Source organism: Roseateles sp., from assembly GCF_036404855.1.
In the GTDB taxonomy this organism is placed as follows: Bacteria; Pseudomonadota; Gammaproteobacteria; order Burkholderiales; family Burkholderiaceae_C; genus Pelomonas.
Genome location: NZ_DASWYS010000368.1, coordinates 1 through 19,765 on the forward strand (window position 1 = coordinate 1; position 19,765 = coordinate 19,765).

General features: G+C 69.0%; 25 protein-coding genes. 11 read left to right on the forward strand and 14 right to left on the reverse strand.

Translation table 11 applies throughout. From position 1 onward, the window contains the following. Both VGF12_RS24715 and VGF12_RS24720 read left to right on the forward strand, forming a co-directional pair. Positions 1-255, forward strand: a 255-nt coding sequence (locus VGF12_RS24715; protein ID WP_331178705.1) for an ATP-binding protein, incomplete at its 5' end; no start/stop codon positions are given. Beyond that, positions 239-802: a response regulator transcription factor gene (locus VGF12_RS24720; RefSeq protein WP_331178706.1), complete on the forward strand. Its 564-nt coding sequence runs from the start codon at positions 239-241 to the stop codon at positions 800-802. The genes VGF12_RS24715 and VGF12_RS24720, both read left to right, overlap by 17 nt. Here VGF12_RS24720 and VGF12_RS24725 read toward each other — a convergent pair. Further along, positions 795-2,084 (reverse strand): FAD-binding oxidoreductase, encoded by a 1,290-nt coding sequence (locus tag VGF12_RS24725; protein WP_331178707.1) that lies wholly within the window; start codon positions 2,082-2,084, stop codon positions 795-797. The genes VGF12_RS24720 and VGF12_RS24725 overlap by 8 nt on opposite strands. 291 nt (positions 2,085-2,375) lie before the next feature. On the opposite strand from VGF12_RS24725, the gene VGF12_RS24730 reads away from it, so the two are divergent. Beyond that, a complete protein-coding gene (locus VGF12_RS24730) occupies positions 2,376-2,996 on the forward strand; it encodes a hypothetical protein (protein WP_331178708.1) in 621 nt (206 codons plus the stop codon). Positions 2,997-3,106: 110 nt separating this feature from the next. Here VGF12_RS24730 and VGF12_RS24735 read toward each other — a convergent pair whose 3' ends face one another. The 4 genes from VGF12_RS24735 to VGF12_RS24750 are packed head-to-tail and all read right to left on the reverse strand — an operon-like array spanning position 3,107 to position 5,824. After that, the gene (locus tag VGF12_RS24735) at positions 3,107-4,087 is read right to left on the reverse strand and encodes an LLM class flavin-dependent oxidoreductase (protein ID WP_331178729.1); all 981 of its coding nucleotides are present in this window, start codon (positions 4,085-4,087) and stop codon (positions 3,107-3,109) included. 41 nt (positions 4,088-4,128) lie between these two features. Then, positions 4,129-4,998, reverse strand: coding sequence for an alpha/beta hydrolase (locus VGF12_RS24740; protein WP_331178709.1), 870 nt, complete (start codon positions 4,996-4,998; stop codon positions 4,129-4,131). After that, positions 4,983-5,573: a GNAT family N-acetyltransferase gene (locus tag VGF12_RS24745; RefSeq protein WP_331178710.1), complete on the reverse strand. Its 591-nt coding sequence runs from the start codon at positions 5,571-5,573 to the stop codon at positions 4,983-4,985. Before VGF12_RS24745 ends, VGF12_RS24740 begins: the two co-directional genes overlap by 16 nt. Then, entirely contained in the window at positions 5,570-5,824 is a 255-nt protein-coding gene (locus tag VGF12_RS24750; protein WP_331178711.1) for a DUF2917 domain-containing protein, read from the reverse strand. The genes VGF12_RS24745 and VGF12_RS24750 overlap by 4 nt, the downstream gene beginning before the upstream one ends. Before the next feature lie 139 nt (positions 5,825-5,963). Between VGF12_RS24750 and gcvA the strand changes: the two genes are divergently transcribed. After that, positions 5,964-6,896 (forward strand): transcriptional regulator GcvA, encoded by a 933-nt coding sequence (gene gcvA, locus VGF12_RS24755; protein WP_331178712.1) that lies wholly within the window; start codon positions 5,964-5,966, stop codon positions 6,894-6,896. Here gcvA and VGF12_RS24760 read toward each other — a convergent pair. The 3 genes from VGF12_RS24760 to VGF12_RS24770 all read right to left on the reverse strand — a co-directional run bounded on the left by VGF12_RS24760 (position 6,893) and on the right by VGF12_RS24770 (position 9,916). Further along, entirely contained in the window at positions 6,893-7,606 is a 714-nt protein-coding gene (locus VGF12_RS24760; protein ID WP_331178713.1) for a YebC/PmpR family DNA-binding transcriptional regulator, read from the reverse strand. The two genes, gcvA and VGF12_RS24760, sit on opposite strands and share 4 nt — an antisense overlap. Before the next feature lie 62 nt (positions 7,607-7,668). Continuing rightward, a complete protein-coding gene (locus VGF12_RS24765) occupies positions 7,669-8,175 on the reverse strand; it encodes a DUF523 domain-containing protein (RefSeq protein ID WP_331178714.1) in 507 nt (168 codons plus the stop codon). A gap of 664 nt (positions 8,176-8,839) precedes the next feature. Continuing rightward, complete coding sequence (locus tag VGF12_RS24770; protein ID WP_331178715.1) at positions 8,840-9,916, reverse strand: S1C family serine protease; 1,077 nt, start codon at positions 9,914-9,916, stop codon at positions 8,840-8,842. Between the two features lie 147 nt (positions 9,917-10,063). On the opposite strand from VGF12_RS24770, the gene VGF12_RS24775 reads away from it, so the two are divergent. From VGF12_RS24775 to upp, 4 genes are read left to right on the forward strand one after another with little or no spacing between them, the layout of a single operon-like run. Beyond that, positions 10,064-10,765: a heparan-alpha-glucosaminide N-acetyltransferase gene (locus tag VGF12_RS24775; protein WP_331178716.1), complete on the forward strand. Its 702-nt coding sequence runs from the start codon at positions 10,064-10,066 to the stop codon at positions 10,763-10,765. Between the two features lie 9 nt (positions 10,766-10,774). Next, entirely contained in the window at positions 10,775-11,566 is a 792-nt protein-coding gene (locus VGF12_RS24780) for a polysaccharide deacetylase family protein (RefSeq protein ID WP_331178717.1), read from the forward strand. A gap of 16 nt (positions 11,567-11,582) precedes the next feature. Continuing rightward, positions 11,583-12,335, forward strand: a complete 753-nt coding sequence (gene rlmB, locus VGF12_RS24785; RefSeq protein ID WP_331178718.1) for a 23S rRNA (guanosine(2251)-2'-O)-methyltransferase RlmB — start codon at positions 11,583-11,585, stop codon at positions 12,333-12,335. Positions 12,336-12,368: 33 nt separating this feature from the next. Beyond that, positions 12,369-12,995: a uracil phosphoribosyltransferase gene (gene upp / locus VGF12_RS24790; RefSeq protein WP_331178719.1), complete on the forward strand. Its 627-nt coding sequence runs from the start codon at positions 12,369-12,371 to the stop codon at positions 12,993-12,995. Between the two features lie 12 nt (positions 12,996-13,007). Here the strand turns inward: upp and VGF12_RS24795 are convergent, their stop codons facing one another. Further along, positions 13,008-14,189: an acetylornithine transaminase gene (locus tag VGF12_RS24795; RefSeq protein ID WP_331178720.1), complete on the reverse strand. Its 1,182-nt coding sequence runs from the start codon at positions 14,187-14,189 to the stop codon at positions 13,008-13,010. Beyond that, entirely contained in the window at positions 14,186-14,788 is a 603-nt protein-coding gene (locus VGF12_RS24800; protein WP_331178721.1) for a DJ-1/PfpI family protein, read from the reverse strand. The genes VGF12_RS24795 and VGF12_RS24800 overlap by 4 nt, the downstream gene beginning before the upstream one ends. 106 nt (positions 14,789-14,894) lie before the next feature. Between VGF12_RS24800 and VGF12_RS24805 the strand changes: the two genes are divergently transcribed. After that, positions 14,895-15,878 carry a GlxA family transcriptional regulator gene (locus tag VGF12_RS24805; protein ID WP_331178722.1) on the forward strand — a complete coding sequence of 328 codons (984 nt, stop codon included), beginning with the start codon at positions 14,895-14,897 and terminating at the stop codon, positions 15,876-15,878. A gap of 9 nt (positions 15,879-15,887) precedes the next feature. Here the strand turns inward: VGF12_RS24805 and VGF12_RS24810 are convergent, their stop codons facing one another. Genes VGF12_RS24810 through VGF12_RS24820 form a run of 3 tightly spaced genes read right to left on the reverse strand, consistent with a single transcriptional unit; the run spans position 15,888 to position 17,996 of the window. Next, positions 15,888-16,430, reverse strand: coding sequence for a chromate transporter (locus VGF12_RS24810; protein WP_331178723.1), 543 nt, complete (start codon positions 16,428-16,430; stop codon positions 15,888-15,890). Then, on the reverse strand, positions 16,427-16,981 hold the full coding sequence (locus VGF12_RS24815) for a chromate transporter (RefSeq protein ID WP_331178724.1): 555 nt from the start codon (positions 16,979-16,981) through the stop codon (positions 16,427-16,429). The genes VGF12_RS24810 and VGF12_RS24815 overlap by 4 nt, the downstream gene beginning before the upstream one ends. A gap of 7 nt (positions 16,982-16,988) precedes the next feature. Next, positions 16,989-17,996: a D-2-hydroxyacid dehydrogenase family protein gene (locus VGF12_RS24820; RefSeq protein WP_331178725.1), complete on the reverse strand. Its 1,008-nt coding sequence runs from the start codon at positions 17,994-17,996 to the stop codon at positions 16,989-16,991. Between the two features lie 82 nt (positions 17,997-18,078). On the opposite strand from VGF12_RS24820, the gene VGF12_RS24825 reads away from it, so the two are divergent. Next, a complete protein-coding gene (locus VGF12_RS24825; protein WP_331178726.1) occupies positions 18,079-18,588 on the forward strand; it encodes a DUF1993 domain-containing protein in 510 nt (169 codons plus the stop codon). Positions 18,589-18,613: 25 nt separating this feature from the next. On the opposite strand, the gene VGF12_RS24830 is transcribed toward VGF12_RS24825, so the two are convergent. After that, positions 18,614-19,264, reverse strand: coding sequence for a GntR family transcriptional regulator (locus tag VGF12_RS24830; protein WP_331178727.1), 651 nt, complete (start codon positions 19,262-19,264; stop codon positions 18,614-18,616). Positions 19,265-19,359: 95 nt separating this feature from the next. Between VGF12_RS24830 and VGF12_RS24835 the strand changes: the two genes are divergently transcribed. Beyond that, the coding region (locus tag VGF12_RS24835; protein WP_331178728.1) for a methylmalonyl-CoA mutase family protein at positions 19,360-19,765 on the forward strand (406 nt) is incomplete at its 3' end.

Sequence of the window (19,765 nt, forward strand, 5' to 3'; positions counted from 1 at the left end):
GTGCTCGACGAAGGCCCCGGGTTCGACGATGAACGCCTGAAGCACTTCGGCGACCCCTACCAGAGCAGCAAAGGCCAGCCTGGCCGCGGCATGGGCCTGTTCCTGTCGGTCAACGTCGCCCGCACGCTGGGTGGCCGCCTGCAGGCGCGCAACCGCCATGACCAAGGAGAGAGCGGCGGCGCCGAGGTCATCCTCACGCTGCCGCTGGCATCGCTGCTGCCTCGACAATCCCCGCCAGATGCTGCCCGCCGCTGAAGAAGACCGCTTCCTGCTGATCGTCGAGGACGACGACAGTTTTGCCCGCACGCTGACCCGCTCCTTCGAGCGTCGCGGCTGGCGCGTCGTGCGTGCCACCGGCCTGGACGACATGAAGTCCGTGCTGGATGCGCTGCCCGAGGACGAGGAACTGGGCCATGCCGTCGTGGATCTAAAGCTCGCCGGCGGCGCGTCGGGCCTCGCCTGCGTGCAGGCACTGCACGGGTGGGACCCGGAGGTGCTCATCGTGGTGCTGACCGGCTACGCCAGCATCGCCACCGCTGTCGAGGCCATCAAGCTGGGCGCCTGCCACTACCTCGCCAAGCCGGCCAACACGGACGACATCGAGGCCGCCTTCGCGCGCCGCCAGGGCGATGCCGACGTGGAGGTGACCGAACGCCAGACCGCGTCCATCAAGACTCTGGAGTGGGAACGCATCCACGAGGTACTGGCCGAGACCGGTTTCAACATCAGCGAGACCGCGCGCCGGCTGGGCATGCACCGCCGCACGCTGGCGCGCAAGCTTGAAAAGCAGCGGATCAAGTGATCAGCTCGCGCAGCGCGTCCTGAAGTTCCGCCCAGCTGTAGGTCGCTTGAGCCGCCAGCAGCCCGGCCTGGCCGAAAACGGGCGACAACCTGTAGCGCTGCAGGGCCGCCGGCAGGTCGATCCGGCCGCTGATGGCGTCGGCCAGCCATTCGCCGGCCACCGTCGTGGGCGCGACGCCATGGCCGCCAAAGGCCTGCGCAAACCACAGCCCTGGCGCCAGGCGGCCGACCTGCGGCATCTTGTGGCGGGCGTAGCTCATCAACCCGCTCCAGGCATGCTCGATGCGCACCGACGCCAGCTGAGGGTAGACCTTGAGCAGGTCGGCCTTCAGCAGCTCGGCGATGCGTGCCGGTTCGCGCTGCTGGATGGAGATGCGGCCGCCCCACAGCAGCCGATGGTCGGCCAGGGCCCGGTAGTAGTCGAAGGCGAAGCGGTTGTCGTAGAGGGCTGCCGTCGTGCGGACGGGTCTTAGGGACTCCGGCAGCGGTTCGGTCGCCATGACATAGGTGGCAATCGGCAGGCGCGCGCCAGTCAGGGCCGGCAACAGGCGTTGCAGATAGCCGCCGCCAGCGACCACGAGCTGGGTCGCGCGCAGCTCCGCACCCTGGTCCGTGCGCAGCAGGAAGCCCCCGCGCGCGCGCTGCTCGATGGCCGTCACGGCGCTGTGCTCGTGGACGTGGCCGTCTGCCTGTTCGATGACACGAGCCAGTCCCAGTGCGTACTTGAGAGGATGGAAATGGAAGGCGTCGCGCTCCAGCAGGGCGCCGCCATAGCGGTCAGTGTCCAGCCACTGTCGCACCTGGGGCGGTGCGACCTCGTCCCAGACGACGCCGAAGTTGTCGCGCAGCCAGCGCGCCTGCTCGCGCAACTGGCGCTCGGCCCGTGCGCTGTGTCTGAACCAGTTCAGCAGCAGCGCGCCGCCTTCCTGTCGTTCGCAGTCGATTGCGTGCTGGTCGATGCGAGAGCGGATCAGCGCAACGGCGTCGCGGCTTTGGGCGTAGAGCTCGCGTGCCGTCTGCAGTCCCAGGTCGCCGACGAGGTCGAACGCGTCGCGGCTGTAGCCGCCGAAGACGAAGCCGCCGTTGCGCCCCGAGGCACCGTGGCCGATGGTCTGTGCCTCCAGCACTGCCACGCTGGTGAAGCCGCGCTCCTGCAGCCCGCGCGCTGTGGCCAGACCGGCGAAGCCGCCGCCCAGCACAGCCACGTCGACGTCACAGGCCTGGGCCAGCGGAGGGAAGCTCGTCCGAGGTGCTGTGGCGGCGTAGTAGTGCTGCGCTTGCATTTGTTGCGGCGTGGACTCGGGTGATCGGGCCAATGTAGCTTTCGGCGCTGGGGTATCGGCATCGGCATCGGCGTCGAGGACGACGTGTCCGATGGCCTGCTTGACCTCGTCATCGAGCCCGACCAGGCAGGCAAGGCGTCCTGTTCCCACACCCGAGTCGAAGAAGCCCGCAATGACACCTGCCCCCAGGATTGAGGGATGGCAGCGCGTACGGGTAGTGGAACGGCTCGCGCTCGGGGTCCTTTAGAGTGATCAGCGCGGCCCGCAATGCCGTCACGAAGGAGCCTGATGATGCGTTTTTGGAACGTTCTGCGCCGCCTTGCGGCTATCTCGGCGATGGCGTTTGCAGCCACCGCGCAGGGGGCGCCGGTGACTCTGACACTGCACGGCACGATCGCTGGCTACGACTTCATCGACCTGGGCGTTGCCGCCGGTCTGACGGTTGGCACCGCAGTCGACCTGTCGGTGACCTTCAACGAGACCTGGAGCGATGGCAGTTACAGCTTCCTCGACCCGCTCGGCCCGGTGAGCGGCTCGGCAACGGTGGGCGCGAACGCCTTCAGCTTCACGGGGGGGCATCCGTTTTCCTTCAGCAGCAACGGGGTCACCGGGGAGGTGATCAACGTGCAGCCCCAGTTCACTGGCACGGGGCCGACGCTCGGCGGCGGTGACTTCTTCGGCTTGTTCGCAGTCATCACGCCGGCGTTGACCCTGGAGAGCCTGCGTCTCGGATACGGCTTCACCACCAACTTTCCCGAGGGACTGAGCGTCACCAACTACGGCTATGCGCAGATCAGCCTCGACAACTACCGCATCACCCCGAACGGACCGAATGAGGTCCCGGCGCCGGCGACGCTGTCTCTGGTGATGTTGGGGCTGCTTGCGGCAGGCTTTGCGCGCCGTGGCGCCTGAGAGCGTTCGCGGCCCATCTCGGCCTGTAGCGCCGGCTGTCTGACACCCAGCAGGTTTTCAGCTCACGCCAGGCGCGAGGCGGCCCTAGACCTGGCTGTGCTGCTGCCCGCTCAAAGCGCAGCCAGCAACTCGTAGGAACGCCGCCGCAGCGCATGGTCGTGCACTGCGCAGGCGACGATGAACTCATCGGCCTGCGTGCGTTCGCGCGTCGCGACCAGTTCGGCGCGCACGGTCTGCGGCGAGCCGACGATGGACTCGGACAGCATGCGCTGCACTTGTGCCTCCTCCATCGGGTTCCACAGCGTGTCCATGCTTGCCACCGGTGGCGGCAACTTGCCGCGCTGGCCGCGCACCATGCCGAGGAAGCGCTGCTGTGCCGACGTGAACAGCCAGCGAGCCTCCTCGTCGGTCGGGGCGACAACGATGTTCAGTCCCACCATCGCGTGCGGCGTGGGATGGCGCGCGCTGGGCTTGTAGGTGGCGCGGTAGATCTGCAGCGCCTGCATCAGCATCTCCGGGGCGAAGTGCGACGCGAACGCGAACGGCAGGCCCAGATAGGCGGCGAGCTGGGCGCCGTACAGGCTGGAGCCCAGCAGCCAGATCGGGACCTCGGTGCCCTGGCCGGGGACGGCCCGCACCACGGCGTTGTCGGCCACCGGCGCGAGGTAGGACTGCAGCTCCAGCACGTCGTTGGGGAAGGCATCCTCGCCCGTGGTCTCCAGGCTGCGGCGCAGTGCGCGCATCGTCGGCCGGTCGGTGCCCGGCGCACGACCCAGGCCCAGGTCGATGCGGCCGGGGAAGAGTTCGGCCAGCGTGCCGAACTGCTCGGCGATCGTCAGCGGCGCGTGGTTGGGCAGCATGATTCCGCCCGCGCCGACGCGGATGCGGCGCGACGCGGCTGCGAGCTGGCCGATCAGCACCGCCGTGGCTGAGCTGGCCACGCCCTCCATGTTGTGGTGTTCGGCAACCCAGTAGCGGGTGTAGCCCAGCTCGTCGGCCAGGCGCACCAGGTCGAGGCTGTTCAGCAGGGCTTCGCGGGTCGTGGCGCCTTCGACGACGGGCGCCAGATCGAGGATGGAGAGCGGGGGCAGGGCAGACATGTCGGCATCTTGCCGGCCGCGGCTTGGCCCTGTCAGGGCAGGGGCTTGCGCAACCGCGTGTGGAGCCAGGGACCGAGGCGGGCCTGGTAGGCCGCGGCGTCGAAGCCGTGCAGGTCGACGTGTGCCGCGCCGTGGACGGGCCACAGGGCCTTGGGCTGTGGCGCGGTCGCAAATAGCCGCTCAGTCTCGGGCCAGAGCGTGTGCAGATCCTCGGTACCAGACGCGATCAGCAGCGGCGCCCTGACCGCGGCAATGGCGTCGACGGGGCGCAACTGCGTGGCGCTCAGGTCGAGCCGTAGCGGCAGCTGCACGAGCAGCAGCGGCGAGAGCAGCCGACCGGCCAGTGGGCCCAGGCGCATGGCGAGGCGGTCCTGCACGGCGTCTTCGATGGTGGGGTAGACCGACTCCAGCACCAGCGCATCCAGTTCGGGCCGGCGTTCGGCAAACAGCAGCGAGGCGCCGCCCAGAGACACGCCAACGGCCCCGACCTTTTCGCCAGGCAGACGTGCGCGCAGCCAGTTCAGCGCCGCGTCGGTGCCCGGCGCCTCAAGGCGACCGAAACCGATGCGTCCACCGCTGCTCTCGCCGTGCGAAGGCAGGTCGACGAGAAGGTTGGCGATGCCTTCGCGTTGCAGCCAGCGGGCGCGTGCCAGCATCTGCAGACGGTTGCCGCGCACCCCATGCAGCAGCAAGACGGCGCCTTCGCCGGCGCGACCGGGCAGGAACCAGCCGCTGAGCTGCTGCTCGTCACCGTAGGCGATGCGAACAGGTTCTGCGGCGAGTTCCGGCGGTGCCGGGCCGATGGCAGCGCGCGACGGGCGCGTCAGGAGGCTGCCTGCCGCCAGGCTGAGTGCCAGCAGACCTGCCACCAGCAGGCCGCCACTGATCAGGAGTCGTCGCATGCCGGCATGATCGCCGGTTGTTCGAGACTCAGGTCCAGCACCGTGCGTACCAGCTGCGGTCCGTCGGGATGCGACCTCAGGCGGGCACCCTGGTCGCGCATCAGCGCCAGCATGCGGCGGTTGTCGGCCAGCACGTCGCCGTACAGCTCCCGTACGCCATGCTGTCGCGCGTGCGCGGCCAGGTGCGTGATGAGGCGCCGGCCCAGGCCGTGGCCCTGCCAGGCGTCCGCCACGGCGACGGCGAACTCGGCGCGCCAGGGGTGGTGGGCATCGCGCACGTAGCGCGAGTCAGCCACGACCGGAAAGCCGGGCTGAAGGGACTCGGCCACCCAGGCCCGGTGCAGCCGCTGGTCCACATCCGTCAGCGATGCCAGCAGAGCGGGACTGAGTTCGCGCAGGCCGACGTGGAAGCGCTTGTGGCGCGAATCCAGCGAGAGGTCGCGGAAGAAGGCCTGTTCGGCGCCGGCATCCGTCGCAGCGATGGGGCGCAGCCGGATCCAGCGCTCGCCAGGCAACGCCCAGGTGTCTCGGGCCGGTAAGACGAGCAGCGCCGGCAGCTCGATCGCCGTGCTCACGCCTGCGCTCCAGTGGTGGCGGGCCGCAGGTCCAGCACAGCGGGGCCGCTGAGCGCACTGACGGTGACGGCCTCGCTGCTTTGCACGACGAAGCACTGGCCAGGCTCCAGCACGATGTCGCGGCTGTCGTGATCGATGGTGATCCACAGCGTGCCAGCGGCGCTGCACAGGTGGGTGGCGCGGGCCTCAGGCAGGCGTGAGATCTGGCCGCGTTGCAGCAGCAGCCGGGTAGAGGGGACGTCGATCAGCATGGTGAGCTCCTCGGGCGGCCTCGCAGGCTTTGGCATGCAGGGTTGGCATGCTTGCGTGGAGACCGTCTGGCGCGGATAGTGGCGGCAGTCTCCCGAGTCGACAAACGATGTTTGGGAAGGATTCGCATTCCTCCAGATCATGTCAACCAGGCCACTGGACCGTCTACCACCGCTGCAGCTGCTGGCCGCCTTTGAGGCAGCGGCGCGCCACCTCAGCTTCACGCAAGCAGCCGAGGAGCGCTTCATCACGCAGTCCGCCATGAGCCGCCAGATCCGTGCGCTGGAGGAGGAGCTGGGTGTGACGCTGTTCGAGCGCCGCCACCGCGCCTTGGCGCTGACCGAGGACGGCCAGCGCCTGCATGCCGCCTGCTCGGCCGCGTTGAACACCCTGCGCGTGGCCGTGCGCGCCGTGCGCGAGCCGCACCAGCGCCAGGTGCTGGCCCTGACGACGACGCCCGGCTTCGCCGCGCTGTGGCTGATCCCGCGGCTGACCGCGTTCACGCGGGCTCACCCGGGGATCGACGTGCGGCTGGATGCGGGCCTGGGCAACCGCAACCTGGCCAGCGAGGGCTTCGATCTTGCCATCCGCTACAGCCCGGTGGGCGCGGCGCAGGGGCGGCAGCTGTTTGCCGAATCCATGCTGCCCGTCTGCAGTCCGCGCCTGGTGGGCGAGCTGGGCCTGCCGCTGCGCGAGCCGGCCGATCTGGCGAGGCATACGCTGCTGCACCTGGCGATGGACGGCGACAGTGCCGGCATGCCGGCCGAGTGGGAGCCTTGGCTGGGCGCCTGGGGCTTGAGCGACCTGCGGCCGGTGGCGAGGCTGAGCTTCTCCAGCTACTCCGAGGCGATCGCCGCCGCGGTGGCTGGGCAGGGGGTGGCGCTGGGGCGCCGGCCGCTGGTGGACGCGCTGCTGGCCAGCGGCCAGCTTGTCACGCCGTTCGACGCCGGCATTTCGTCGGCGCGGGCATACCGTCTCATCGTCGACCCGGCAGCCAGATCAAGGCCGGCGGTCAAGGCCTTCGAGCAGTGGCTGCTGGCGCAGTGCGCCGCCCAACGCGAGCGTGAGGCTTAGCCCGCCAGCCCGGCGTACACGTTCTGCACGTCGTCATTTTCGTCCATCGCGGACAGGAAACTCTCCACCTCTTCCAGTTGCTCCGCGCTCAGCGTCGTGGCGTCGACGGGGTTCTTCGGCCGATAGCCGAGTTTGGCGCTCAGCACCGTGAAGCCGTGCGCTGGCAGCGCGCGGCTGACCAGATCGAGGTCGGCCGGGTCGGTCAGGAACACGGTGACGCCGTCTTCGTCAGCCGGCAGTAGATCCTGCGCGCCGGCCTCGATGGCGGCGGTGTCGGCATCCGCGCCCGGCGTGGCCGGCTCCGCCTCGATCATGCCGAGGTGATCGAAATCCCAGCTCACCGAGCCGCTGGTGCCCTGCTGGCCCTTGCGGAACAGCACGCGCATGTCCGACGCGGCGCGGTTCAGGTTGTCGGTCAGCACCTCCACCATCACGGGCACTCGGTGCGGGGCAAAGCCCTCGTAGATGGCCTGCTCGAAGTGCACCGCCTCGCCGGTCAGCCCCGCGCCCTTCTTGATCGCGCGCTCCAGCGTGTCCTTGGGCATGGACACCTTGCGGGCCGCCTCGACGGCCATGCGCAGGCGGGCGTTGTCCTTGGGGTCAGCGCCGTTGCGCGCCGCGATCATGATGTCCTTGGCCAGCTTGCCGAACAGCTTGCCCTTGGCATTGGCAGCGAGGTCTTTGTGCTTGGCTTTCCATTGCGCGCCCATGGCGAGGTGTCCTGTCTGTCGAGTGAAGTCGGGCCGGGCGCCAAGGGCGCGCCAGCGGGGTGTTACTTTACGGCGCTGCGTTCCAATGCCTTCAGCGCAGCGTCCGCCTTGGCAAACTGCAGCTCACTGAACACCTGCACACCCGCCTCGCGCAGCAGCAGGGCCGTGACGCCCATGCCGGCCACGCGTGTGCCTGTGAACGTGCCGTCATGGACGTTGGTGGAGCCACAGGACGGGCTGCCGTCCTTCAGCACGGCTATGCGGATGCCGTGTGCCTGAGCCAGCGCGAGGGCCTGCCGGGCGCCAGCGACGAAAGCAGCGGACACGTCGTCGCCGGACTGCGTCAGCACGCGGGCGACGCCGGCCCTCACCTGCGCGCCGCGGATGCCGCGAATGATCTCCGCGGCCGGCCGCGGCACCGGCAGACCCCCTGCCATTTCCGGGCAGGCCGGCACGACCCGTCCTTCCGAAAGCCAGCGCAGCAGAATGGCGCTGTTGGCTTGCCGGTGCGTGCCATCGAAGCGGACTGGGCGACCGAGCAGGCAGGCGCTGACGAGGACGGGCTGCACGACGTGAACTGTTGCCTTCAAGGTTGCAACGGCGGACCGGCCGGGAAACTGGCACGGGTTGGCATCTGGGGCCGCTACTTTAGGGGCTGGGTGCCAACCCTATCGGCCTGGGGCGGGGTGGCCACGGTGTCGTTCGCTTCAGCCTCGCCATTCCAGGGCGGAACGAACCTATCTTCACCTCGCGCAGCCGCCCGATGTGCAGGATCCATCTCTCGTACCTCGGGTCGGCGCGCGGCATAGCGATCAGGGCGTCTCCCAGCGTGTCGAGCCCGGGTCAAGGTGGGTCTTCGCACACGTTGCGGGCTGACGATCAGGAACCACGGTCGGTATTGGTGGATCCGCGCAACGCGCCTACTTAGGGCGGCCGGAACGCGTGCCGAGCGGCCGTCGGTGCCAGGCTGCGAGCGGGCACTAGGCGGACCTGGCAACTAGAAACTCCACATCAGCGGTCGGCTGGGCGATGCGGATCCTGCGCCGGCTGGCGTCGCGTCGGCTGGTGGCCGCGTGGGGCGGCGGACGTCGCGCGCTGTCGACGGGCGATGCCCGCGCATCCGCAACGAGCGACTGTCGGGGCAGCGCTGCAAGCCGAAGCAAAACCACCCACATTGGTTTGGGGTCCCGGAGTGGCAGCGCCGCGGGCGCAAAGCGCGGGGCGTCGGGAGCTTCAGTCGGAACTTCCCAGTGTCACGACCACCTTGCGCGTCTGCCCGGCCCGCCACACCGCCAGCGTCACCTTCTCCCCGATCTGCCGGGTCTCGATCAGCGACAGCATGTCATCCAGGTCCGCCACCGCCTGGCCATCGACGGCCGTGATGACGTCCCCCTGCACGATGCGACCGCTGCGGTCGCGGCCGTACGGCCGCAGGCCGGCGGCTGCGGCCGGACCGTTGCGCGCCACGTTGAGCAGCAGCACGCCCTTGGGCGCACCCAGTGCCTTGGCAAGGTTCTCCGGCCCCGACGTGACGCCCAGCGCCGGCCGGATGAAGCGGCCGTCGCGGATCAGGCGCGGCACGATGCGGTTCACTTCGTCCACCGGGATAGCGAACCCAATGCCCGCGCTCGCGCCGCTCGGGCTGTAGATGGCCGTGTTGACGCCGATCAGCCGCCCCGCCGAATCCAGCAACGGCCCGCCCGAGTTACCGGGGTTGATGGCAGCGTCGGTCTGGATGGCGCCCTTGATGGTGCGCCGAGTGACGGACTCGATCTCGCGGTTCAGCGCCGAGACGATGCCGGTGGTCAGCGTCTGGTCCAGCCCGAAGGGGTTGCCGATGGCATAGACCTTCTGGCCCACCTGCAGCTCCCGGCTGGTGCCGACGGCGATCGCCGGCAGCTTGGCGCGTGGCGCCTCGATGCGCAGCACGGCGATGTCGCGGTCGGGGAAGGCGCCGACGAGCCGGGCCGGGTAGCTGCTCTGGTCGGCCAGCGTGACGGTGGCCCGGTCGCCGTCCTGGATGACGTGGAAGTTGGTGACGATGTGGCCGGATTCGTCCCAGACAAAGCCGGTGCCGGTGCCGCTGGGCTGCTCGCTGGTGCGCAGCGAGAAGAAGTCGCGCTGTACGGCCAGCGTCGTGATGTGCACCACGGACGGGCTGACACGCTTGAAGACACTGATGTTGTTCAACTCCTCTGCATCCAGCGCGACGCGGGGGCTGACGGCGCGGGGTTGCGCGGGAGTCTGGGCTGGAGCGAGTCCGCAGGCCAGCGCCATGAGGAGGGCGAGGGTCGGGAGTGGCTTGGGCATGAACCGGGCGGGGGGAGCGGTGGAATGAGGTCTATTTTGGTGGGCGATCGCTTCACCCGCCGCCTCGCCGAAGAGACGATGTGGTGCCTTCGCCGGATGCGGCTCTGGAGGGGCCAGAATCCGGCGTCCATGCCCAGCCCCTGATCAATGTCCGCGTCCCCGTCCCGTTCCGACCGTCTCGACGCACTGCGCGGCCTGGCCATCGTCTGGATGGCGGCCTACCACTTCGGCTTCGACCTGAACTATTTCGGTTGGATACACCAGGATTTCTACCGCGATCCGGTCTGGACCTGGCAGCGCACCTGCATCGTCAGCCTCTTCCTGTTCTGCGCCGGCGGCGGCCAGGCCTTTGCCGTGCTTGCGGGGCAGGTGGCCGGGCGCTTCTGGAAGCGCTGGGGTCAGGTGGCCGGCTGTGCGTTGCTCGTGTCGGCGGGGTCATGGTTCATGTTCCCAAACAGCTGGATCAGCTTTGGCGTGCTACATGGCATCGCGGTGATGCTTCTGCTGCTGCGCCTTGGCCTGAGCCGGCTGCCCAACCCGGCCCTGCTCGTGCTGGCGGCGCTGGCCATTGCTGCACCGCGTCTGGTGCAGGGGAGCGTCTTCGACACCCGCTGGACCAACTGGGTGGGCCTCGTCACGCAAAAGCCCATCACGGAGGACTATGTGCCGGTGCTGCCCTGGCTGGGTGTCATGCTGGTCGGGTTCGTCGTCACGCGCGTCCGGCCGCAGCTGTGGGCCGGCACCGCGCCCAGGCCAATGGCGGTGCTGGGGCGCTGGTCGCTGAGTTTCTACATGGTCCACCAGCCCGTGCTGATCGGTTCGCTGATGGCGGTGCAGTTCCTGCGTTGAGGAGATGTGATGCGAAAGATGCTGCTGGCCGCGCTCGGCCTGTTCGTTGCGGCCACCACCACGGCGGCACCCTTTGCCTGGCAGGGCGGCGCCAAGGCGGCCGTCAGTCTGGGCTACGACGATGGTCTGGACAGCCAGCTCGACCATGTCGTCCCGGCTCTCAACAAGCGCGGCCTGAGGGCCAGCTTCTACGTGCCCATCAACGGCCCGACGCTGCCCGCTCGCCAGAACGAGTGGAAGGCCGCCGCAGCGGCAGGCCACGAGCTGGGCAACCACAGCCTCTTCCATAGCTGCTCCGCCAAGGGGCCGGGGCGCGAGTGGGTGCAGCCGCACCGCGACCTGGACCGGCAGATGGCGGCGCAGGTGCAGGAGCAGGTGATCGCCGCCAACACCTGGCTGCAGTCGCTCGACGGCAGGACGCGCCGCACGTTCACGCCTCCGTGTCTGGACATGCAGGCCGGTGGGCAGGATTTCGCCGCGGCGCTGCGGCCTCAGTTCGTCGCCTACCGCGCGGCCGGCCCCGGTCTGGTGACCGACACCGCCCAGCTCGATCCCTACGCCATGCCGGTCTACTTCGTCGAAGGCATGAATGGGGCGCAGTTGATCGACATCGTCGAGCAGGCGGCGGCCAAGGGGGCGGTGGTGTCACTCCTTTTCCATGGCGTCGGTGCCGAGCATCTGAGCGTGACGCGCGAGGCCCATGACCAGCTGCTGGACCACCTGGCCCGGAACAAGGCGCGCTTCTGGACCGACAGCTTCGTGAACATCATGGAGAACGCGCGCATGCAAGCTGGCCGCTGAGCCGACAATGTGCACGATGAGCAGCCCCAAGTCCGTCCTCTTCGGCTTCCACGCCGTCACCGTCCGCCTCAAGACCCATCCTGACTCCGTCGCGGAGGTGCATTTCGACCCGGCACGGCGCGACCAACGCATGCGCGCCTTCATCGATCGGGCCAAGGAGGCGGGCGCCAAGCTCGTGGAGAGCAGCGACGAGCGCCTGAGTCAATTGGCCGGCAGCCCGCGCCACCAGGGCGTCGTGGCCCGTGTGTCGACCCTCGCGCAGCCGCATTCGCTGGACGACGTGCTCGACGCCGTGGAAGGCCCCCCGCTGGTGCTGGTGCTGGATGGCGTGACCGACCCGCACAACCTCGGCGCCTGCCTGCGCGTGGCCGATGGCGCGGGGGCGCACGCCGTCGTCGCGCCCAAGGACCGCGCCGTGGGCCTGAACGCGACTGTGGCCAAGGTGGCCAGCGGCGCGGCCGAGACCGTGCCCTATCTGATGGTGACCAACCTGGCCCGCACGCTGAATGAGCTGAAGGAGCGCGACATCTGGGTCGTCGGTACCTCCGACCGCGCCGAGCGCTCCATCTACGACCTTGACCTGAAGCGTCCCGTGGCCCTGGTGCTGGGCGCCGAAGGCGAGGGCATGCGGCAACTGACGGCCAAGACCTGCGACGAACTGGTGCGCATCCCGATGGCCGGGGCCGTCGAGAGCCTGAATGTGTCCGTTGCCTCGGGCGTCTGCCTGTATGAGGCGCTGCGCCAGCGTTCGTCAGCGGGCAGTCGATAATTCTGACTATTCAGAAAGAATAGGAAATTCGCCATGGCCGTCATCGAAGTCAAGCATCCTCTCGTTAAGCACAAGATCGGCCTGATGCGCGAGGCCGAGATCTCGACGAAGAAATTCCGCGAGCTGACCGGCGAGGTCGCCCGCCTGCTGGCCTATGAGGCGACGGCCGATTTCGTGACCGAGAAGGTCACCATCGAATGCTGGAGCGGCCCGGCCGAGGTCGACCAGATCGCAGGCAAGAAGGTCACCGTGGTGCCCATCCTGCGTGCCGGCCTCGGCATGCTGGACGGCGTGCTGGACATCCTGCCCAACGCCAAGGTGTCGGTCGTGGGACTGGCTCGCGACCACGAAACGCTGAAGCCGGTGAACTACTTCGAGAAGTTCGTCGGCAACCTCGAAGCCCGCACGGCGCTGATCATCGACCCGATGCTCGCCACGGCCGGCAGCATGATCGCCACGGTTGACCTGCTCAAGCAGCGCGGCTGCAAGGACGTGCGCGCCCTGGTGCTGGTGGCCGCGCCGGAAGGCGTGAAGGCGCTGGAGACGGCCCACCCCGACGTGCGCTGCTGGACGGCCGCCATCGACAGCCATCTGAACGACATCGGCTACATCATCCCGGGCCTGGGCGACGCCGGCGACAAGATCTTCGGTACGAACTGACCCCGAGAAGGGTCAACGCAGTACCGCGCCCAGAGCGCGACGCAGCAGCGCCAGCCCTTCGTCCACCTCGGCCGCGCTGATGTTGAGCGCTGGCATCAGCCGAATCAGGTGCGGCCGCGGTGCATTGAGCAGCAGGCCCACGGGTTCCAGCGCTTGCGCGGCCGCCACCACCTGATCGGCCAACGGGACGGGCAGCGCCAGCGCGCGCAGCAGGCCGAGCCCGCGTTCTTCCACGAGGCCATGCTCGCGCACGATGGCCTGCAGGCCTGCCGACAGTTGTGTAGAACGCGCCCGCACGCCGGCCAGGAACTCCGTGCGGCAGATCTCCTCGACCACCGCCAGGCCCACCGCCGCCATCAGCGGGTTGCCACAGAAGGTGCCACCCTGGTCGCCGGGCTCGAAGCAGTTCAACGCCTCCTTGCACAGCAGCGCCGAGATCGGCACACCGCCGCCCAGACCCTTGGCCAGCGTCATCACGTCGGGTTCAATGCCGAAGTGCTCGTAGGCGAACGCTGTGCCGCAGCGGCCCACGCCGGTCTGCACCTCGTCGGCGATCAGCAGCACGCCGCGCTCGGCCGTCAGCGCGCGCAGCTCGCGCACAAACCCCGGGTCGGCGACGACGACGCCCGCCTCGCCCTGCACGAACTCGATCATGACGGCCACCGTGTCGGCTGAGATGGCTCGCTCGACCGACGCGATGTCGTTCAGCCGCGCCTTCGTAAAGCCCGGCGGCATCGGCGCGTAGATGCGGTCCCAGCCCGGCTTGCCGGACGCGCTCATCATGGCCAGAGTTCGGCCGTGGAAGCCCTGCTCGAAGCTGACGATGCCGTGCGCGCCGCCGCGGTGGCGGCTGCCCCAGCGCCGTGCCAGCTTTACGGCACCCTCGTTGGCCTCGGCCCCCGAATTGGCCAGGAAGACGCGGTCGAAGCAACTGATGGCGGTGAGACGTTCTGCCAAGTCCAGCAGCGGCCGATTGAAATAGGCCGGGCCGGGGTTCAGCAGCCGCTGCGACTGCTGCAGCAGTGCCTGCGTGATCAGCGCGGGGCTGTGGCCCAGGCTGTTGACGGCCCAGCCCTGGATGAGGTCCAGGTGGCGCTTGCCGTCCTCGTCGGTGATCCAGGCGCCCTGGCCGTGCGAGAACACGGTGTCGGGGCGGCGGGTGATGGTGAGGAGGGCGTTTGCGGCGGTGCTCATGGCGTGTCGTTCCAGTCGTAGTCCATCTGGCGGGCCGTGCGTGCGGCGAGTTCGTGTCCCTGCAGCCGTCGCACCAGGTGCAGGCTCATGTCCATGCCGGCCGAGATGCCGGCTGACGTGACGACCAAACCTTCGTCGACCCAGCGCACGCCGTCGCGCACCGCCACCGCGGGCCGCAGCGTGCGCAGGGCGTCAAGGTCTTCCCAGTGCGTGGTCGCGGCCAGGCCGTCCAGCACGCCGGCCGCGGCCAGCAGCAGCGCGCCGGTGCACACCGACGCCACGATGGGCGCGCGGCGGTGCTGCGCGGCGATCCATGAGAGCACCTCCTGCCGCTGCAGCTCGGCATCCACGACACCGCCCGGCACGAGCGCGCAGTGCAGCGGCGGATGGTCGTGCAGCGTGAAATCCGGCTGCACGCGCAGGCCGGCACGGGCCCGCACCGCGGCAGTCGCGGACGCGATCGTGACCACCTTGAACAGTGGCGCCGTGCCTGCGGGCTGGCTGCGCCCTTGCACCCGGGCCGCGGTAGTGAACACCTCGTACGGACCGGCCATGTCCAGCAGTTCCATCTCGTCGAAAACCAGGATGCCAATGTTCATCGGAAGGCGACCTCCTGCCGCCGGTGCGTACTGACGTCGGGCAGTGTCTGGTGCGGTGCCAATGGCTGCAATGACGCGGTTCCCACCTTTTCTGCCAAGATGCGGCATGACCTGCCGCATCGCGTTTGTCCTGTTTCCCGGCTTCCAGCAGCTCGATCTGGCGGGGCCTATGGCCGTGTTCGAGGTGGCCCGCCTGGCGCGGCCCGGCAGCTACGACTGGCGTCTCGTGGCCAGCGCGCCGCCCGCCGTGCGCAGCTCTGCCGGCATCGCCTGGCCGGTGAAGGCCTTGCCGCGTCAGTTGGGCGACCTGGACCTGGTCATGGTCATCGGCGGTGACGGCGTGGACGCCGCCTGCAGCGATGCCCGCCTCATCGCCTGGCTGCGGCGGGCGGCACTGTCCGGGGCGCGTATCGCCAGCATCTGCAGCGGCAGCCTCGTGCTGGCAGCGGCCGGCCTGCTGGACCACCGCACGGCCACGACGCATTGGTCGCGCAGTAGGCAGTTCGCGACCGACTTCCCCGCCGTGCAGCTTCAGCCCGACCGCATCTACGTGCGCGAGCCCGCCTTGCGCGGCCGGCGGCGGCCTGAGCTCTGGACCAGCGCCGGCATGACGGCCGGCATCGACCTCTGCCTGGCGCTGCTGGCGCGGGACCACGGCGAGGAACTGGCCCGCGAGGCGGCGCGCCAACTGGTCGTGGAGCGGCGTCGCCCGGGTGGGCAGTCGCAGTTTTCGCCGCTGCTGGACCTTCAACGTCCCGAGGGGCGGTTCGGCGCATTGCTGGATGAGGTGCGCGCCGACCTGCGGCACGACCACGGTGTGGAGGCGCTGGCGGCGCGGGCTTGCATGAGCCCGCGGCATTTCGCGCGCTGCTTCCGAGCCGAGACCGGGTCCACCCCGGCGCAGGCGGTGGAGCGCCTGCGCGTGGAGGCGGCCCGCGCGGCGCTGGAGAACGGCGCGACGTCGGTGCTGCGGGTGGCCGAAGAAGCAGGCTTTGGCAGCACGGAGCGCATGCGGCGGTCGTTCCAGCGCCTGCTGGGCCGCCCGCCTGCGGCTTTCCGGCCGGGGGGCGTGGCGGTGCGGGCAGCCTGAGCCGGGACGTCAGACCAGGCCGAGCGCGCCGAGTACGCCGCCGGCCAGCACCATCCAGACCAGACCCAGCCGGGTCTTCAGCACCAGCATGACGGTGACGGCGATCAGGGCCAGGGTGCCCCACCGGTGCGCCTCGACCTTCAAGAAGGGTTGCGCCAGCAGCCAGCCCGTCGCGATGACGAGGCCCAGCGTCAGTGGTGTCATGCCGGCGGAGAAGGCGCGCAGGCTGATGTGTTCGCGGTTGTTGCGCGCCCAGCGCGTGGCCGTCAGCGTCAGCACGCTGGACGGCAGCATCATGCCGGCCATGGAGGCCGCGGCGCCTGGGAGGCCCGCGACGTTGTAGCCTAGCACCGCTACGAAGAGGATGTTGGGCCCCGGTGCCGCTTGGGCCAGCGCGATGGACGCGGTGAACGAGGTGTCCGTCAACCAGCCTGTCTTGTCGACGAGATAGCGGTGCATCTCCGGCACCGTCGTGATGCCGCCGCCAATGGCCAGCAGCGACAGCGTCAGAAAGTGCAGGAAGAGGTCAAAGAGGTTGACCGGCGTCGTCACCGCTTCAGCCTCCACCAAGCTAGTGCCATGCCACCGCCTCCGAGCACCACCAGCACGTGGATCAGTGGCCAGCGCAGCAGACCGATCGCCACGAACGCCAGCAGTGCCAGGCCCAGCGCCAGCGGTCGGCCCAGCGGGCTGGTCTTCAGCGCCGGCAGCAGCTTGATGCCGGTGGCCAGGATCAGTCCGGCCGCCACCGCCCCCATGCCGCGCAGGGCGTCCACGGCCACCGGGTGCCGCGCGAGTTCGCCATAGACCGCCGCCAGGCCCAGCACAACGGCTGCCGGTGCCAGCAACATGCCGGCGAGCGCGACTATGGCGCCGCGCAGGCCGAAAAAGCGGTCGCCGATCATCATCGACAGGTTGACGACGTTGGGCCCTGGCAGCACCTGCGCGATGGCCAGGGTCTCGACGAACTCTTCCTTGCTCAGCCAGCCCAGGCGCTCGACCAGCTCCCGCTGGGCCACCGCCAGCACGCCGCCGAATCCCTGCAGGGCCAGGCGCGCAAACGCCAGATAGAGCTGGGCGAGGGACTGCGGGCGGTTCGGCACGGGCGCTTCAGCGGTGAACCTTCAGCGCCTCGGGGTTGACGATGTTCGTCGGCTGGGCCTGGATGAAGTTCAGCACGTTGTCGAAGGCCGCGTCGAAATAGATCTCGTAGCTGTCCTGCTCCACATAGCCGATGTGAGGCGTGCAGACCGCGTTCTCCAGCCGCAGCAGGGGGTGGCCCTGCAGGATGGGCTCGCTCTCGAAGACGTCGATGGCCGCCATGCCGGGCCGGCCGCGGTTCAGTGCCGAGACCAGCGCGTTCTCGACGACGAGCTCGGCGCGCGAGGTGTTCACGAACAGCGCCGTCGGTTTCATGTGGGCCAGGTCTTCGGCCGTGACGATGCCGCGGGTCGCGTCGCACAGCCGCAAGTGCACCGACAGGACGTCCGATTCGGCGAAGAAGGCCTCGCGGCTGGACGCGGCCTGGTAGCCGTCAGCTTCCGCCCTGAGGCGAGAGGCCTCGCTGCCCCAAACCATGACCTGCATGCCGAAGGCGCGGCCGTAGCCCGCCACGAGCTGGCCGATCTTGCCGTAGCCCCAGACGCCCAGCGTCTTGCCGCGCAGCACCATGCCGACGCCGAAGTTGGCCGGCATGGATGCTGCCTTCAACCCGGCCTGCTGCCAGGCGCCATGCTTGAGGTTGCCGATGTACTGCGGCAGCCGGCGCATGGAGGCCATGATCAGTGCCCAGGTCAGCTCGGCCGGGGCCGCCGGGCTGCCTACACCCTCCGCCACGGCAATGCCCAGCCGCGTGCAGGCGTCGATGTCGATGTGATTGCCGACCCGGCCGGTTTGGGAGATCAGCTTGAGCTTGGGGAGCTTCTCAAGCAATTGGCGCGGGAAAGCGGTGCGCTCCCGGATCAGCACCAGCACCTCGGCGTCGCGCAGCCGCACGGACAGCTGTCCGATGCCCTTGACCGTGTTCGTGAACACCTTGGCGTTCAGCGGTTCCAGCTTGGTGGCGCAGCGGAGCTTCCTGACAGCATCCTGGTAGTCGTCGAGGATGATCACATTCATGGCTGGGGGGCATTGTGCCCCGGGGCGCCATGGGTGATCGGCATGCTGGCTACCATCGGTTTCCCTCAATGGAGAGCACCCGATGACCACGATTTCCATGCACGCCGCCAGCGCACCGGCCTTCGCCAAGATGCTGGGCAACATGCTCAACTGGCTGGAAGCGGCCAAGGCGCACGCCGAAGCCCGCAAGTTCTCGCCCGACGCTTACCTGGCGTTGCGTTTGGCGCCGGACATGTTGCCGTTCACGAAGCAGATCCAGATCGCCAGCGACGCCGCCAAGGCTTGCGTGGCCCGTCTGGCCGGTCAGGAAGTCCCCAAGTACGAAGACAACGAGGCGACGCTGGACGACCTGGCCGAGCGCATCCGGAAGACGCGTGACTACGTGCTGTCCGTGCCTGCCGAGGCCTTCGTGGGCAGCGAAGAGCGCGAGATCACCATTCCTCGCCGCTCCGGCGATCCCCTGAAGTTCGACGGCCTGAGCTATCTGCGCCACTACGCCACGCCCAACTTCTACTTCCACGCCACGACGACGTACGCGCTGTTGCGGCACGCCGGCGTGCCGCTCGGCAAGGGCGACTACCTGGGCGGCTGAGGCGCGGTCTGAAGCCGGCGCGCGCTCAGGGCGCGGCGGTCGCGGCCAGGCCGTTGTCAAAGTGCGCGATGACGAGCCGCCGGCAAGCCTCGGCGTCGCGTTCGCGCAGCGCCGCGAGCATGTCGCGGTGCTCGGCCAGCGATTCCGCCAGCCGTCCCTCGCGGAACAGCGAGTGGTGGCGGTTCAGCTTCATCAGCCGGCGCAGGTCGTGCAACATCTGCTGGCGCCAGCGGTTGCCCTCCAGCTCCAGGATGCGCAGGTGAAAGCGCTCGTTGGCCGCGAAGAAGGCGTCGCGGTCAGGCAAGGCGGCTTCTAGCTGCTGGTGCAGGGCGGCCAGCTCGGCCAGCTCGGCGTCGCTGGCGCCAGTAGCGACACGTGCGGCTGCGTCGCTTTCCAGCAGCGCGAGCAGTTGATAGGCTTCCCGCACGTCTCGCTCGCTCATCTCGGTCACGTAGGCGCCGCGGCGTAACTTCATCGTCACCAGGCCCTCGGCGGCCAGCACCTTCAACGCCTCGCGCAGTGGCGTGCGGCTGATGCCCAGCTCGCCGCTGAGCTTGAGTTCGTCTATCCACGCCCCCGGCTCCAGTTCACGCGCCAGGATGCGCTGACGCAGCCGGTCGGCCACCTGCTCGTACAAGGCGGTGGAAGTGAGGGGGGCGACGGTCTGATCTGGCATGGCGAAGGGAAATGTCAGCTCAGTGTAGTGCTTTTGAATTCATAATTATGAATCACGGGCCGCTATGATGTCGGGCCAGTTACAGGAGAGTTTCGATGTCGGACGCCAGCCGCGCCGGGGACGCCCCGGAGTTCAAGACCGCCACGCTGGAGCAGTGGAGCAAGGCCGCCGCCAAGTCTGCTCCAGGCGGCGACGTGGCGGCACTAGACTGGGTGACGCCTGAGGGGCTGACGGTCAAGCCGCTCTATACGGCTGCCGACACCGCCGGCCTGCCGCATGCCGACACACTGCCCGGCTTCGAGCCCTTCCTCCGCGGCCCACAGGCCACGATGTACGCGGCCCGGCCCTGGACCATCCGACAGTACGCCGGCTTCTCCACCGCCGAGGAGAGCAACGCCTTCTATAGAAAGGCGTTGGCGGCTGGCGGGCAGGGCGTGTCGGTGGCCTTTGACCTGGCCACCCACCGCGGCTATGACAGCGACCACCCTCGCGTGACCGGCG